The organism is Caulobacter sp. GW821-FHT11A05 (assembly GCF_058809015.1).
Genome location: NZ_JBXASF010000004.1, coordinates 53,778 through 68,205 on the forward strand (window position 1 = coordinate 53,778; position 14,428 = coordinate 68,205).

Genomic DNA, 14,428 nt, shown 5'->3' on the forward strand with positions numbered 1-14,428 from the left:
TGTAACACGAGGGGACCAGACGGCCAACCGTCACCCCTATCCGGCGAACACCGCGGCGACGTCTTCGTCGCCCATCAGCCGCCAGCGGCCGGGCTCCAGATCGGCCGGCAGGGCCAGGCCGCCGACCCGGTCGCGATGCAGGGCCTCGACGTGGTTGCCGACGGCGGCGAACATCCGGCGCACCTGGTGATAGCGGCCCTCATGGATGGTCAGGTGGGCCTGCGTCGGCGAATGGACCTCCAGCTCGGCCGGCAGCAGCGGCTTGTCCTCGCCCTCCAGCAGCAGGGTCCCGGCCGCGAACGCCGCCGCTTCCGAGCCCTCCATCGGCCGCGCCAGGGTGACGAGGTAGCGCTTGGGGACATTGGAGCGCGGCGAGATGATCCGGTGCAGCAGCTCGCCGTCGTCGGTCAGCAGCAACAAACCGCTAGTTTGCTTGTCGAGCCGTCCGACCGTCGAGATGGCCGGCTCCCGCGCCTTCCAGCGCTGCGGCAGCAGGTCATAGACCAGGGCCCCGACCTCCTTGTGCGAACAGGTCACCCCCAGCGGCTTGTGCAGCATCAGCGCCAGGCCCGGCGGTGGGTCGAGCGGGGCGCCACGCACGGTCATCCGGGCGGGCAGGTCGCGGGCCACCAGCACCTTGGTATCGCCCTTGCGGATCGCCTGGCCGTCCAGCACCACCTGGCCGGCGGCGGCCAGGGCGGCGATCTCCTTGCGGCTGCCGTAGCCCATGTTGGCCAGCAGGCGGTCCAGCCGCACGGAGATCACTTGCGGGCCTCATAGACCTTGTAGCCGCCGGCCTCGCCCTGCGGCGTGACGGCCTTGAAGTGCTCAGCCAGGACGGCCTCGTAGGGCAGGTGGCGGTTGGCCACCAGCCAGCAGGTCCCGCCCTTCTTCAGCGCCCCGGCGGCGCGCCGGATGAAGACCTGGCCGAGCGCCCGGTCCTCGGCTCCGGCGTCGTGGAATGGCGGGTTCATGACCACGAACTCCAGGTCGGCCAGCGCCGGCTCGGTCCCGCGCAGGTCGGCCCAGTGGAAGCTGGCGCGCGGATCGACGACGTTGACCTGCGCCGCCTCGATGGCCCGGCGGTCGATGTCGACCAGGGCCAGCTTGGTGACGGCGGCGCTCTCCAGCACCTTGTTCGCCAACAGGCCGATGCCGCAGCCGAAGTCGGCCCCCGGCCCCTTGAAGGCCGGCAGGGCCTTGAGCAGCAGCGCCGTGCCGGCGTCGATCCGATCCCAGCTGAACACCCCCGGCTGGGTGCGGCCCAGGCCCTCGAGGGTGCGCGGCGCGGCCTCGGCGATGGCCGCGTCGACGGCGGCCAGGTCGGCGGGACGGCGCACGTGGCAGAGGCGATGGTGACGCTTGGCGCTCTCGTTGAACTCGGCGCCGAGCAGCGCCAGGTCGCCGGCCAGCCGCGAGCCGCCCTTGTCCTTGGGGGCCATGGCGATCAGCCGGCCGTCGGGGCTGAGCGCCTTCAGCGCCGCCGCCAGGGCGCCGCGCCGCTCAACCGTCGCCGGCGGGGCCAGCATGACGATCTCGGCGAGGCTGGCTTGGGCGAGGGCCTCCAGGGCCTGGGATCCCGGAACAAGCGGCGAGGTCTGGACGGCGCCGGCCGGAACATCGGCGAGGGCGAGCGGGGGATGGCCAAAGACGGCGGTGGTCGACATGCCGGGGCTGTAGCGCGGACCGTCGCCGAGTTACAATGGCATGTGTCCCTTCGCCTGCCCCAGAGCCTGACCGGCCCCAGCGGCGCCGACCGCGCCCACACCGCCCTGGAGGCCGAACTGGCCGGCGAGGGCGCCAGCGCCCTGGGCCGCCTGGGCCGGGCCGTCGAGCAGTCGCTGGCCGCCCTGAACGCGGCGCCGGACGACGAGGGCTGCCTGAAGGCGGCGGCCGACGCCGTCTGGCGCTACTTCGTGCAGCGCGAGGTGATGGGGCTGCGCGACCACCGCCCCGCCATCCGCGACTACGGCATTCCCAAGCGGGTGCTTCTGCGCCTCGGGGCCAGGTAGAGCCCCCCAACGCTGTCATCCTCCGGCCGGCGAAGCCGGACCGGGGGACCCAACTGTCCGCGTGAAGACTCCAGGGCGTTTTTCCAGGTCCGCCTTGGGTCCCCCGGTTCCCGCTGCGCGGGCCCGGAGGATGACAGCAGCGGGGATCAGGCCGCCATCCGGGCGTGCTCGGGATAGAACCGCGCGGTCATCCGCTCGACATAGGCGACTAGGTTGGGCCGGGCCGCGAAACGCGTATGCAGCGGGCTGTCGAAGTAGGGGTTCATCGTCGTCGCCAGGATGGAATAGACCACCGCCTCGGAGCCGACCGGCCGGTCGCCGAACAGGAAGGGCTTGTCGCCCAGCGCCACGTCGATGGCGGTCAGCGACCGCTCGGCCAGCCAGGTGATCTCCTCGTCGTTGTGACGCCCGACCCCGACGGCCAGGATGTTGGCCGCCACCGCCTCCAGGAGCCCCGCCTTCAGGGTTTCACGCATGGCTTCCGGCGCCTGGTCGAACCAGTGGGCCGGACCCTTGGCGAAGTTGTCGGGGTTGAGGAAGCGGAAGTGGGCGCCGGCCCAGCCCAGCTGGTTCTCGACCATCCGTTCGAAGGCCCAGGCCTGGGCCCGCTGCTCCATGGACAGGCCGGCATCGAGATCGACCCCGTACTTGCCCTCGATATGGGCCCGGATGAAGGTCGAGTCGGCGATGGTTTCGCCCTCGTCGACGATCCAGGGCACCTGGCCCTTGGGGGAATCCTCACGGCGGCCCGGACGCTTGTCGTAGGGCAGGTCGGCGAGCTGCAGCTGGATCTCGGTCTTCATGGCGTAGGGGCTGACTTCGGGGAGGCCGAAGCCCTGGCCGGCGCCATACAAAGTGATGGGTGGCAGGGTGACCATGGCGTTTGCTCCTGGGGGGTCGTTCGATGCCGATACTGATAGCCGCCCCCTGCTGACAGCCTGCTGTCAGCATGCGAAGGTGAGGCATGCGCCGCGCCGACCGCCTGTTCCAGATCATCCAGATTCTCCGCCGCGCCTCCGGGCCGGTCACCGCCCAGGCCATGGCCGCCGAGCTGGAGACCTCCAAGCGCAGCGTCTATCGCGACATCGCCGCCCTGATGAGCCAGCGGGCTCCGATCCGCGGCGAGGCGGGGGTCGGCTATGTGCTCGACGCCGGCTTCGACATGCCGCCGCTGATGCTGACCGCCGAGGAGGTCGAGGCGGCCGTGCTGGGGGCCCAGTGGGTGGCCAGCCGCGGCGATCCGGCCCTGGCCCGGGCCGCCCAGGACCTGATGGCCAAGGTCGCCGCCACCGTGCCCGAACACCTGCGGCCGATGATCCTCGATCCCGTAAGCCGCACCCCGCCCAACTTCGCCAATACGCCGGACAACCTCGACATGGTCCTGCTACGGGCCGCCATCCACGGCGGGCGCAAGGTTGAGCTGACCTACGCCGACGAGCAGGGGCGGCAGAGCCAGCGCGTCGTCTGGCCGATCGCCATCGGCTATCGCGACACCACCCGAAACCTGATCGCCTGGTGCGAGATGCGCACCGACTTCCGCAACTTCCGCACCGATCGGGTGGTCGAGGCCGCCTTCCTCGAGGATCGCTACCCCGAACGGCCGCCGATCCTGCGGGCCCGCTGGCGCCGGGCGATGGACGAGATGCGGGCCAAATGGCGGCTGCATGGGGGTCACGCTGACGGGTAGTTGACAGTGTAAGTTTTTAAACAGAACTTGCCGGCCGTTTCATCGGGAGCCTCACATGTCCATGCCCAAAAGCGAGGGGCGCAAGGTCTGCCTCGTCGTCGGCGCCGGCATCGGCGTCGGCGGCTCGATTGCCAAGGCCTTCGCCAAGGAGGGCATGGCGGTGGTGATGACCCGCCGGCCGCGCAACCTCGACCAGCTGGAAGCGCTGGCCGCCCAGATCCGGGCCGAGGGCGGCGAGGCCCACGCCATGGGGGTCGATGCCCGTTCCGAGGAGGAGATGACCGCCCTCTTCGACCGCATCGAGGCGGAGATCGGACCGCTGGAGGTGGTGGTCTTCAACATCGGGGCCAACGTCAACTTCGGCGTCCGTGAGACGACGACCCGGGTCTACACCAAGGTCTGGGAGATGGCCGGCCTGGCCGGCTTCCTGACCGGGCGCGAGGCGGCCCGGGTCATGGTCCCGCGCGGCCGGGGCACGGTGCTGTTCACCGGCGCGACCGCCAGCGTCCGGGGCGGCAAGGGCTTTTCCGCCTTCGCCGGGGCCAAGCACGCCCTGCGCGCCCTGGCCCAGAGCATGGCCCGCGAGCTGGGACCGCAGGGCATCCATGTGGCCCACATCATCTGCGACGGCAGCATCGACGGCGTCTTCACCCGCGAGCGCATGCCCGACGCCGACCAGCGGCTGGCGCGGGGCGAGATCCTCGACCCCGACGAGATCGCCCGCAACTATGTCTGGCTGCACAACCAGGGCCGCTCGGCCTGGACCTTCGAGATCGACCTGCGCCCCTGGACGGAGACCTGGTGATGCCCAAAACCCTCGACTTCATCTTCGATTTCGCCAGCCCCAACGCCTACATGGCGTCGCATGTCATCCCCGGCATCCTGGAGCGGACGGGCGCGACCTTGAATGTCATCCCCTGCCTGCTGGGCGGCATCTTCAAGGCCACCGGCAACCAGGCCCCCTTCACCGCCTTCGGGGCCATCAAGGGCAAGCTCGACTATGACATGCTGGAGACCCGGCGGTTCCTGGCCAAGCACGGCCTGACGAAGTTCCGGATGAACCCGCACTTTCCGATCAACACCCTGCTGATCATGCGCGCCTTCACCGCCGCCGGCCTGGAAGGCGTCGGCGAACGCTACATGGAGGTGGTGCAGAAAGCCATGTGGGAGGACGGCCAGAACATGGGCGATCCCGAGGTGGTGGCGAAAGTGCTGACCGAGGGCGGGCTGGACGCGGCGGCCATCCTGGCGCGGGCGCAGACGGACGAGGCGAAGGGCATCCTGCTGAGCAACACCACGGCGGCGGCTGAGCGCGGCGCGTTCGGCATCCCGACCTTCTTCGTCGGCGAGGAGATGTTCTTCGGCAAGGAACGGCTGGGGCAGGTCGAGGAAGAGTTGGCGGGTTAGCACCGAGCCAGGTTCCCTCCAAAATCCGATCACCCCGGCGAAAGCCGGGGCCCAGAGGCCGCACGGCATGAAGCGCAGGCTCTGATCAGAGCGGAACCCTTCCGCGCCTTGCCAGCTGGGCCCCGGCTTTCGCCGGGGTGATCGGAAAGGGGTAGGGCCGCGTTGACGCCCGGCCGGGGCCAGCCTAGCGTAGCCTCGCTGCTGTAGGGCGCATCGGCCGTTCGGGTCGGAGGGGCATGGCCCGCCTACGCCACCCGTCAACAACGCGCCCCAGCCATGTCCAGCCACGACCACTTCCGCAAGCAGGCCAAGCTCTATCTGCGCTGGCATCGGGAAGGCTATTTCCCGGTGGCGGCCCAGATCCGCACCGTCCTGCCGCGCTTCGCGCAGCTGACCGAACCTGAGATCCTCTCGGGCCCATTCAAGCTGGCCGACGCCCAGGAGCTGGTCGCCCGCAAGTCAGGCTTCGAGTCCTGGCCGGCGCTCCTGCAAGGACTTGAATCCATGACCCAACCCGACCCTGGCCCGACCTCGACCATCCTCGCCTCGGAACCGCAGGTCTTCATCTCCGACATGGCGACGTCGCTTGCCTTCTATGCGGAGAAGCTCGGCTTCAAGGTCGCTTTGAGCTACGGGGAACCGCCCTTCTGGGCCCAGGTGGCGCGCGATGGCGGCCGGCTGAACCTGCGCGCGGTCTCGGTCGCGGCGGTCTCCGACGACTTCCGCGCCAAGGAGGGCGACGCCCTCTGCGCCACCCTGACGCTCGACATCGCCAAGCCGCTGTTCCTCGAATACCAGGCGGCGGGGGTGGCGTTCCACCAGCCGCTGCGGACGGAACCCTGGGGCGCGCGGACCTTCATCGTCGCGGACCCGGACGGGAACTTGATCCTGTTCGCGGGGAGTTGAGGGAGCGAAATCCCAACTCTCCCCCCGCAAAGCGGGCGGAGAGTTGGCGTTTGCGCGAACCGCCTAGTCCACGATCGCGTGCGGCAGGTAGCGGCTCATGTTCTTGGTCACCGGCCCGCTGTCCTCACGGATGCCCATGCCGGCGGCCTCCTCGCCGACGATCCAGGCCCCGATGACCGGGTAGTTCCCCTCGAATTTCGGCGGCTTGCACAGGGCCTGGCGGATCCAGCCCTCGGCGCCGTAGCCCTGGTCCAGCACCGGCTCGGCGACGCCCGCCTCGACCAGTTCGATGTTGGCGCCCTCGCGGGAGTACAGCGGCTTACGCACATAGTTGTCGCCCAGCCCCGCCGCGCCCGGATCGTCCTCGAACCAGGCTTCCAGGAGGTTCGGATGTCCCGCATGGCGCTCCCACAGCATCGGCAACAGGCCCTTGTTCGACAGCAGGCTCTTCCAGGCCGGCTCCAGGAACTGCGTCTTCGAGGCGGCGACGTTGGCCGCGTAGTCCTCGCGCAGCATCATCTCCCAGGGATAGAGCTTGAAGGCCGCCTGGATGATGTCGTTCTGCTCGTCGACGAAGCGGCCGTCGCTATCCAGCCCGATGTCGTGGATCGACACGAACTTCGGGGTCAGGCCCGCCTGCACGGCCAGGTCCTCGAGAAACTTCACCGTCTGACGGTCCTCGACATGGTCGGGGTCGCTGGAGAAGTGGACGTAGCCGCCGTTGGGGAAGATGGCCCCGAAGCGGTCGCGCAGCTTCTCGAACAGGCTGTTGAACTGGTCGGCATTGGCCGGCAGCGTGCCGTCCTTGATCCGCGCCTCCAGCCACAGCCATTGGAACACCGCAGTCTCGAAGATGCTGGTCGGGGTGTCGGCGTTGTACTCGTACAGCTTGGGGGGCCCCTTGCCGTCGTAGGCGAAGTCGAACCGGCCGTAGAGGCTGGGATCGCCGCGCGTCCAGGTTTCGGCCACATAGTCGCGGTGCGCCTCGGGGATGGCGAGGCGGGTCATGATCCGCTCGCTCTTCACCGCCTCGCCGACGAAATCGAGACACAGGGCGTGCAGGGATTCCGCCGCCGTCTCGATCTCCTCGGCCTGCGCCAGGGTAAAGCCGTACCAGGCGCTTTCGTCCCAGTACTGCTGGCCGTCCATGTGGTGGAAGGTGAAGCCGACACGCTCGGCTTCGGTCTTCCAGTCCCACCGCGGCTGGATGGAATGACGGATCAAGCTATTGCTCGTCCTTCTTGGCCGGGACCTTTTCCGGGCCCTCGATGCGCAGGGCCGGGGCCTCCAGCTTCATGGGCTCTTCCTTGGGGCCCATCAGCCGTTCCAGCACCTCATGGGCGTTGGTCTCGCCGGGCAGGATGCCGGCGTTGCGCAGCTTGGCGTCGAGGTCGGCGCCGGTGCGGCGGTCCTCGATCTCGCCGGCGGCCCGGAACTTCTCCTCGTTGATCGCCTGGCGCTCCTTGATGCGCTTGAGGCTGTCGGCGGCCGAGCCGACGGTCGAGCTGGCGCTGCCGCTGCGGGCGACGATGGCCGACTGGGCGCGCTGGACGCTGTCGTTGACCTTCACCACCTCGATCTCGCGGCGCAGGGCTTCGATCTTGCTGTCGGTCTGGCCGATGATCAGGCGCAGCTTGTCCTCGGCGGCGCGCAGCTGGACCACCTGTTCGGACTTCTGGGTCGAGTCGCGCTCCAGGTCGGCGATGCGCTGGGCCACTTCCAGGGCCAGGGCCTGGTCGCCCTTGGCCATGGCGGCGCGGGCCGAGGCTTCGTACTTCTGGGCCTGCTGGGCCAGCTGGTTGCCTTCGGTTTCCAGCATGCGGCGCCGCGCCACGAGGCCGGCCATGTCGTCCCGGGCCTTGGCCTGGGCGGTGTCGGCGTCGCGGATTTCCTGGTCGAGGATGCGCAGGGCGTTGGTGTCGATCACCGCCTGGGCGCCCTCATGGACGGAGCCGCGGAAAAGGGCGGAGAATTTGTTCCAGATGGACATGGGGTCGTTCTCCTAGCGCTTGGCGGCTTTGAAGCTGTCGCGAAGGTCCGAGGCCGCGTCGATGGCGTTCTCGGCAAGGGTGCGCAGCTCGATGAGGATGGTCTGCAGGCTGGTCTTGGCGGCGATCTCGCCGAACAGCTCGTAGTAGTCGCGGTCGTTCACCGTGGTGACGCCGAAGTTGGACAGCGGCACCAGCTTCTGGGCCTTCAGCAGGAACAGGTTGAACTCGTTCTGATCCTCCTGCTCGTCGACCGGCCAGAGCACGACCGAGACGACGATCTGCTGCGGCCCGGCGCTGACGTAGATCGGCAGGTCGCCGTATTCGCACATGGTGACCAGCAGCACCGGATCGGCGCCCTCGATCACCTGGAACTTCATCTCGCCGTCCCTCACCAGGGAACTGGCGTCCAGCTCCGTCTTGAGGGCGTGGATGGTCCAAGCCGTATCAATCACCTGATCCATGGGCCGGATGCCTTTCAGTGCGGAGCCGGTATGAGCCGGGCCGCGGTTGGAGTCGATCACGATGGCCCGCACGGCGGACAGGATGTCCGCCTTGCAGGACGCCGGCGCCCAGACCTCCATCTTCACGAACCCCGCGCGCTTGCGGGCCTCGCGCCATTCGCGGGTCCGGTTGACGGCCTTGTCCGCTCGGGTGGGAGCCTTGGGCATGCGTTCAAGGTATGCGTACCATGAACGCTTGACAAGGGGCTTTGAACGGCGTCGTATCAGGGAACGGCGCAAGGAGGCGCCCCGACTTGGCTACCCTGCCGTCACGACGGTTTCGCGTATCTTCACAGGCCGCCGCATCTTTGCTGGCCCCCGCATCTTTGCTGGCCCCCGCATCTTTGCTGGCCCCCGCATCTTTGCTGGCATTGCGTCATCACGCGGGCGGGGCCAGTCTCCGCCGCGATCATGTTCGCGTGAGGACCCCCTGATGTTCGGCAAGCTGTTCGGGCGCAAGGACGAGGCGGGTCCCAGCGACCACCTGGCCGTGGTGCGCAACATCACCTTCGGCCGCACCATCCGGCTGGACCCGCTGGCCTGGCGCAGGCTGGGCACGGAAGCCAGTTTCAAGATGGACCGCGACACGCTGGAGATCACCGCCCAGGGGCTGATCAAGCTGGACGCCGGCGGCTATGTGCATCGCTTCTACACCGACGACCATCTGATGTTTCAGGCGGTCAGCGACGAGAAGGACGGCAGCGACGCCAACGACTTCACCCTGTTCGTCCCCTGGCGCAGCGAATACCCGGCCAGCGGCCAGGAGAAGCGGCTGTGGCTCGACCGGCTGCAGGATCCGGTCTGGCTGGAGGACGACCTGCCGCCCTTCCAGCGCTACTGGTTCGCCGAGGACGAGGGCCGCCAGCCGCCGGTCAGCTTCTGGGAAGACATCTGGGACGATCGCGCCGCGCTGGCGCCCTACGCCCGCATCTTCCAGACCTGCATGCTCTATGCCCGCGACCTGGGCGGCGAGGGGCGTGAGCTGCTGCTGGCCATCGCCATGGAGCCCGAGAAGGGCGGCGAGCTGACCCACGAGATCATGGTCGGCGTGCCGCTGGCCATCGGAGAGTTTTCGGCCTGACAGCCGTAATGGATTTCAACGGGAGGGAACCCGAATGAGCTTCGACTTCATCATCTTCAAGACACAGGCGCTCTATTTCCTGATCGCCTTCGCGGCGTCGGGCGTGCTCGCCATCGCCTTCAAGGTCATCTACCAGTGGATGACCCCCTACAAGGAAACCGACCTGATCAAGCAGGGCAACGTCGCCGCCGCCATCGCGCTCGGCGGGGCCCTGATCGGCTACGTCCTGGCGCTGGCCTCGGCGCTGGCGCACACCGCCAGCCTGCCGGAACTGCTGGCCTGGGGCGTGCTGGCCGGCGTCATCCAGATCGTCGCCTTCACCATCGTCCGCGTGTTGTTCCTCAAGGACGTCAAGGCGCGCATCGAGGCCGGCGAGGTCGCCAGCGGCGTCTACATCGCCGCCATCTCCATCGCGGTCGGCCTGATCAACGCCGCCTGCATGACCTCGTAAGGGGCGCACCACCATGATGCGATCCAAATCCCTCACCCTGACCAGCCTGATGTGCGGCGCCTCGCTGACCATCGGGGCCTGCGACGGGACGCCGGATGTTTCGAAAGCCGAGGCCCAGCTCAACAAGGACCCGGTCGAGGCCTTCGCCTATGCCAGCCTCGACCAGTGCAAGGCCGAGGACAAGGTCAGCGACGAGGAGTGCGACAAGGGCTATGCCGCCGCGCTCAAGGACAACGAGACCAACGCGCCGAAGTATGCCGAACAGAAGAGCTGCGAGGACGTCTACGGGGCCGGCCAGTGCGTGCCGCGCAGCCACAACGGCGGCAGCTTCTTCACCCCGCTGCTGACCGGCTTCATCATCGGCCAGATGATGAACGGCGGCGGCTATCGCAGCACCGGGCTTTACCGGCGCGACGACCGCTACGGCGGCGGCTACTACACCGGCTGGGGCGGCCGGGTGAACCACGACTACGCCACCGGCCGCACCACGGTCGGCCGCCAGGGCATCGACCCGCCGGCCACGGTGCGCAACGCCCCGGCCCGGGTGCAGACCCGCAGCACCGTGGTGTCGCGCGGCGGCTTCGGCGGCGGCGGGCGCTCCTACGGCGGCTGACGCGGGGGTTAACAAGTCTGGGAGGGGCCTTGACCGCCCTAGGGTCAGCCCCCTCCCCTCTCCCCAAGAACAAGGGAGACCCGCCATGACATTCGCCGCCGACGACCTGATGTTCCGCCCCGGCCTGATGAACGGCCAGCGCATCCTGATCACCGGAGGCGGCACGGGCCTTGGCAAGGTGATGGCCGAGGCCTGCCTGATGCTGGGGGCGCAGGTCTACATCTGCGGTCGGCGCGGCGGGGTGCTCGACGAGACCGCCAAGGAGCTGATGGCGGCGCATCCGGACAGTCCCGGCAAGGTGGTCGGCATCGCCTGCGACATCCGCGTGCCCGAGGCCATCACCGACATGGTCGACACCATCTGGGCCGACGGCGGGGCGCTGACCGGCCTGGTCAACAACGCCGCCGGCAACTTCATCAGTCGCACCGAGGACCTGTCGCCGCGCGGCTTCGACGCCATTTCCAACATCGTCTTCCGGGGCAGCTTCTTCGTGACGCTGGAGTGCGGCAAGCGGTGGATCAAGGAGGGGGTTTCGGCCTCGGTGATCTCCATCCTGACCACCTGGGTGTGGAACGGCGGGCCGTTCACGGTGCCGAGCGCCATGTCCAAGGCGGGCCTCAACGTCATGACCCAGTCGCTGGCCGTCGAGTGGGGTCCCAAGGGCATCCGCTTCAACGCCATCGCGCCGGGTCCCTTCCCGACCGAGGGCATGAGCGCCCGGCTGAACCCTGGGCAGAGCGCCTATGGCGACATGCGCGGCAATCCGCTGGGCCGGGTCGGCGAGATGCGCGAGCTGGCCAACCTGGCGGTCTATCTGTTGCACCCGCTGTCGACCTATGTGAACGGCCAGACCATCGCCATCGACGGAGCGTCCTACAACGCCTCGGGCGGCAACTTCGCGCGGATGACCGAGTGGACGGACGAGCAATGGGAACAGGCGACGGCGGCGATCCGGGCGACCAACGACAAGGACCGGGCCAAGCGGACCGTGTGAGCCCGCGCGAGCGTCTGACGGTCCGGCTGGTGCTGTTATCGCCGGCCGACCGGCTGTTGCTGCTGAATTTCGATGACGGGCTGTACGCCGGCTGGTGCACGGTCGGCGGCGGGGTCGATGAGGGCGAGAGCCTGATCGCGGCGGCTCGGCGGGAACTGCTGGAAGAGACCGGGCATGCCGAGGCGGAGTTTGGGCCGGTGGTCTGGCGGCGCTGGCACGACATGGTGGTCGAGGGTGAGGACCGGCGGCTGGTGGAGTCGTACTTCATCGTCCGGGTGGAGCACGAAGGGTTGTCCGACCACGGATGGACGGATCTGGAGCGGCGGGTCGTGAAGGCGATGCGCTGGTGGTCGGTGGAAGAGATCGCGGCCAGTGACGAGGCGATCTATCCGGGCGGGCTGGCGGATCACCTGCGGAAGCTGCTGGCGGGGGAGATCCCGGCGGAGCCGTTAGTGATCGGCGCCTAACCTCCCTCCCCGAATTGGGGAGGGCAGGCGCGAAGCGCCGGGTGGGGAAGTGGGTCACCACACCCCGCCGGGTAGGCTTCTCAGGGCTTGATCTCGAAAGTCAGTGACCGACTTCCCCACCCGACGCGCGTAACCGCGCGTCTGCCCTCCCCAATTCGGGGAGGGAGGGCTACACCCCGAGCGCCTCCAGGGCCTGGGCGCGCACGCCCTTGTAGTCGACCTTGCCGTTCGGGGCCCTCACCACCGGGGCCAACACCAGCGCCCTCGGGGTCTTGTAGTCGGCCAGCCGGCCCTTCAGGTGGGCGGTGAAGTCGGCCAGGGTCAGGTCCACGCCGTCCCGCACATCGACCACGGCGCAGACCTTCTCGCCGAACCGGGCGTCGGGAATCCCCACCACCACCGCATCCTTCACGTCCGGATGCAGCTTCAGCGCCTCCTCGACCTCCTCGGGAAACACCTTCTCGCCGCCGGTGTTGACCACCTGCGAGCCGCGACCGAGCAGCTTCATCGTCCCGTCCAGGTTCACCTCGGCGAAGTCGCCCGGCAGCGACCAGCGCCGGCCTTCGAATTCGCGGAAGGTCTTGGCGCTCTTTTCGGGGTCCTTGTAGTAGCCCGTCGGAATGAAGCCGCCGACCGCCACCAGCCCGCGCTCGCCCGAGCCCGGCGCCACCCGTGTCCCGCCCTCCTTGAACACCGCCGCGTTGGGCCCGACCAGGAACTGCGCCGTGCCGGCCTCCGCCCCCTTCACCGACTGCGAACCGCCCAGCCCGACGGCCTCGGACGAGCCCAGGGAATCGAAGATCACGCAGCCTTCCGGCAGGTGGCTGAGCAGCCCCTGCTTGTTCTCGTAGGACCACACCGTCCCCGACGAGCCCAGCCGGGCCACCTTCGACAGGTCCCAGCGGCCTGGCGTCGCGTTGAGCGCATCGAGCATCGGGGCGGCGAAGGCCATGCCGACGATGGAGACGCTGTTGGCCCCGGTCCGCTCGACCTCGTTCCACAGCTCGACCGGATCGAACCGGCGCGAGGGCAGGCTGACGATGCAGCCGCCGCCGGTCAGGGCCCCGAAGCTGCCGAACTGGGCCGTGCCGTGCATCAGCGGGCAGGCCACCACCACGACGCTGGGCGGCGGCAGCACGATGTCGCCGGCCTTGCCGGTCGTCACCCGCACCGCCGCCTCGGCCGGGCTCTCCAGCGGCGGGATGCCGGCCGCGACGTTGCCGCCGGCCCCCAGCACCTGGAAGAGGTCGTCCTGGCGCCACATCACCCCCTTGGGCATGCCGGTGGTGCCGCCGGTGTAGAGCAAGAGCAGATCATCACCCGAGCGGCCCCATGGCGCCACGTAGCGGTCCGCCCCGGCCCCGACGACGCTCTCGTACTCGTCCGCCCAATCGGGGACGGCCGCGCCCGGCTCGGCCACCGCCACCCAGGCCTTCACGCCGGGCAGCCGGTCCTTGATGACGGCGAGCTTGTCGGCGAAGCCGGCGTGGAAGACGACCGCTTCTGTGTCGGCGTTGTCGAACAGGTAGAATAGCTCTTCGGGCTCGTACCGGTAGTTGGTGTTGACCGGGGCCAGCCCCGCCTTGAAGGCGGCGTAGTAGCTCTCGAGATACTCCGGGGCGTTGTAGAGGAAGGCGGCCATCTTGGCCTGATGGCCCAGGCCCTTGTTGACGAAGTGCGCCGCCAGGGCGTTGGCCCTCCGGTCGAAGTCGCGCCAGCTGATCTCCCGCTCGCCCTGGATCTGGGCCGGCCGTCCCGGAACCGCCGCGGCGATCTCTTCCCACACGTCCGCGAAGGTCCAGCCGGCCATCTCGTCACTCCCTCAAACAGTTGTTTTGCGAGAGTTAGCGGGCTTCCCTCGGGTCGTGTCAACGCATGCTGACAGGCCCCTGTCAGCAGGCCTGGCGCAGGGTGTCACCAACCCCAAGGAGGTCCCCATGCTGCGCAAATTCAACCCGGAAGGCGCGTCTTCGCCGCCCTTCTACAGCCACGGCGCCGAGGTCTCGGCCCCCGAGTGCTGGCTGTTCGTCTCCGGCCAGGTTGGCGTGCGGCCGGACGGAACCGTGGGCGACGGCATCGGCGAGCAGACGGCGATCGTCGTCGAAAACCTCAAGCGCGTGCTGGCCGGGGCCGGCATGGGCTTCGACGACATCGCCAAGCTGACCATCTACCTGACCGACGAGGCCAACCTGCCGGGTTTCGGGCCCGCCGGCGCTGCCCTGCTCAGCCAGCCGCCGGCCGCCACCACCCTGCTGATCGTCAAGGCGCTCGGCGCGCCGGGACTGCTCATCGAGATCGAGGCGGTGGCGGCGAAATAGG

Annotated in this window: 18 protein-coding genes; 11 read left to right on the forward strand and 7 right to left on the reverse strand. The window is 68.8% G+C overall.

Features of this window, described 5'->3' with window-relative positions; all coding sequences use genetic code 11:
- Positions 1 to 36 precede the first annotated feature (36 nt).
- Both AC1RSK_RS07840 and AC1RSK_RS07845 read right to left on the reverse strand, forming a co-directional pair.
- Positions 37 to 765: a pseudouridine synthase gene (locus AC1RSK_RS07840; RefSeq protein ID WP_492906937.1), complete on the reverse strand. Its 729-nt coding sequence runs from the start codon at positions 763 to 765 to the stop codon at positions 37 to 39.
- The gene (locus AC1RSK_RS07845; protein WP_492906938.1) at positions 762 to 1,667 is read right to left on the reverse strand and encodes a class I SAM-dependent methyltransferase; all 906 of its coding nucleotides are present in this window, start codon (positions 1,665 to 1,667) and stop codon (positions 762 to 764) included. The genes AC1RSK_RS07840 and AC1RSK_RS07845 overlap by 4 nt, the downstream gene beginning before the upstream one ends.
- A 42-nt stretch (positions 1,668 to 1,709) precedes the next feature.
- Here AC1RSK_RS07845 and AC1RSK_RS07850 point away from each other — a divergent pair, with 42 nt between their 5' ends.
- Positions 1,710 to 2,012 (forward strand): DUF6665 family protein, encoded by a 303-nt coding sequence (locus AC1RSK_RS07850; RefSeq protein WP_492906939.1) that lies wholly within the window; start codon positions 1,710 to 1,712, stop codon positions 2,010 to 2,012.
- Positions 2,013 to 2,158: 146 nt separating this feature from the next.
- On the opposite strand, the gene AC1RSK_RS07855 is transcribed toward AC1RSK_RS07850, so the two are convergent.
- Positions 2,159 to 2,890 carry a glutathione S-transferase family protein gene (locus AC1RSK_RS07855; protein ID WP_492906940.1) on the reverse strand — a complete coding sequence of 244 codons (732 nt, stop codon included), beginning with the start codon at positions 2,888 to 2,890 and terminating at the stop codon, positions 2,159 to 2,161.
- 86 nt (positions 2,891 to 2,976) lie between these two features.
- Here AC1RSK_RS07855 and AC1RSK_RS07860 point away from each other — a divergent pair, with 86 nt between their 5' ends.
- From AC1RSK_RS07860 to AC1RSK_RS07875, 4 genes are all read left to right on the forward strand, one after another.
- Positions 2,977 to 3,699, forward strand: a complete 723-nt coding sequence (locus tag AC1RSK_RS07860) for a helix-turn-helix transcriptional regulator (RefSeq protein WP_492906941.1) — start codon at positions 2,977 to 2,979, stop codon at positions 3,697 to 3,699.
- A gap of 61 nt (positions 3,700 to 3,760) precedes the next feature.
- Entirely contained in the window at positions 3,761 to 4,504 is a 744-nt protein-coding gene (locus AC1RSK_RS07865) for an SDR family NAD(P)-dependent oxidoreductase (protein WP_492907135.1), read from the forward strand.
- Positions 4,504 to 5,106 (forward strand): 2-hydroxychromene-2-carboxylate isomerase, encoded by a 603-nt coding sequence (locus AC1RSK_RS07870; protein WP_492906942.1) that lies wholly within the window; start codon positions 4,504 to 4,506, stop codon positions 5,104 to 5,106. The genes AC1RSK_RS07865 and AC1RSK_RS07870 overlap by 1 nt, the downstream gene beginning before the upstream one ends.
- Before the next feature lie 276 nt (positions 5,107 to 5,382).
- Complete coding sequence (locus AC1RSK_RS07875; protein ID WP_492906943.1) at positions 5,383 to 6,012, forward strand: VOC family protein; 630 nt, start codon at positions 5,383 to 5,385, stop codon at positions 6,010 to 6,012.
- A 63-nt stretch (positions 6,013 to 6,075) separates the two neighbouring features.
- On the opposite strand, the gene AC1RSK_RS07880 is transcribed toward AC1RSK_RS07875, so the two are convergent.
- The 3 genes from AC1RSK_RS07880 to AC1RSK_RS07890 are packed head-to-tail and all read right to left on the reverse strand — an operon-like array spanning position 6,076 to position 8,671.
- A complete protein-coding gene (locus AC1RSK_RS07880) occupies positions 6,076 to 7,236 on the reverse strand; it encodes a glutathionylspermidine synthase family protein (RefSeq protein ID WP_492906944.1) in 1,161 nt (386 codons plus the stop codon).
- 1 nt (position 7,237) lies between these two features.
- The gene (locus AC1RSK_RS07885) at positions 7,238 to 8,002 is read right to left on the reverse strand and encodes a PspA/IM30 family protein (protein ID WP_492906945.1); all 765 of its coding nucleotides are present in this window, start codon (positions 8,000 to 8,002) and stop codon (positions 7,238 to 7,240) included.
- A 12-nt stretch (positions 8,003 to 8,014) separates the two neighbouring features.
- Positions 8,015 to 8,671, reverse strand: a complete 657-nt coding sequence (locus AC1RSK_RS07890) for a YjfI family protein (RefSeq protein ID WP_492906946.1) — start codon at positions 8,669 to 8,671, stop codon at positions 8,015 to 8,017.
- A 265-nt stretch (positions 8,672 to 8,936) separates the two neighbouring features.
- Between AC1RSK_RS07890 and AC1RSK_RS07895 the strand changes: the two genes are divergently transcribed.
- The 5 genes from AC1RSK_RS07895 to AC1RSK_RS07915 all read left to right on the forward strand — a co-directional run bounded on the left by AC1RSK_RS07895 (position 8,937) and on the right by AC1RSK_RS07915 (position 12,109).
- On the forward strand, positions 8,937 to 9,584 hold the full coding sequence (locus tag AC1RSK_RS07895) for a DUF2491 family protein (protein ID WP_492906947.1): 648 nt from the start codon (positions 8,937 to 8,939) through the stop codon (positions 9,582 to 9,584).
- A gap of 34 nt (positions 9,585 to 9,618) precedes the next feature.
- The gene (locus AC1RSK_RS07900; protein WP_492906948.1) at positions 9,619 to 10,035 is read left to right on the forward strand and encodes a DUF350 domain-containing protein; all 417 of its coding nucleotides are present in this window, start codon (positions 9,619 to 9,621) and stop codon (positions 10,033 to 10,035) included.
- Positions 10,036 to 10,048: 13 nt separating this feature from the next.
- Positions 10,049 to 10,648: a DUF1190 domain-containing protein gene (locus tag AC1RSK_RS07905; RefSeq protein WP_492906949.1), complete on the forward strand. Its 600-nt coding sequence runs from the start codon at positions 10,049 to 10,051 to the stop codon at positions 10,646 to 10,648.
- An 85-nt stretch (positions 10,649 to 10,733) separates the two neighbouring features.
- Entirely contained in the window at positions 10,734 to 11,642 is a 909-nt protein-coding gene (locus tag AC1RSK_RS07910; RefSeq protein ID WP_492906950.1) for an SDR family oxidoreductase, read from the forward strand.
- Positions 11,639 to 12,109: an NUDIX hydrolase gene (locus AC1RSK_RS07915; RefSeq protein ID WP_492906951.1), complete on the forward strand. Its 471-nt coding sequence runs from the start codon at positions 11,639 to 11,641 to the stop codon at positions 12,107 to 12,109. Before AC1RSK_RS07910 ends, AC1RSK_RS07915 begins: the two co-directional genes overlap by 4 nt.
- 169 nt (positions 12,110 to 12,278) lie before the next feature.
- Here AC1RSK_RS07915 and AC1RSK_RS07920 read toward each other — a convergent pair whose 3' ends face one another.
- Positions 12,279 to 13,919 (reverse strand): AMP-binding protein, encoded by a 1,641-nt coding sequence (locus tag AC1RSK_RS07920; protein ID WP_492906952.1) that lies wholly within the window; start codon positions 13,917 to 13,919, stop codon positions 12,279 to 12,281.
- A gap of 127 nt (positions 13,920 to 14,046) precedes the next feature.
- Here AC1RSK_RS07920 and AC1RSK_RS07925 point away from each other — a divergent pair, with 127 nt between their 5' ends.
- Positions 14,047 to 14,427, forward strand: a complete 381-nt coding sequence (locus AC1RSK_RS07925; protein ID WP_492906953.1) for a RidA family protein — start codon at positions 14,047 to 14,049, stop codon at positions 14,425 to 14,427.
- Position 14,428 lies beyond the last annotated feature (1 nt).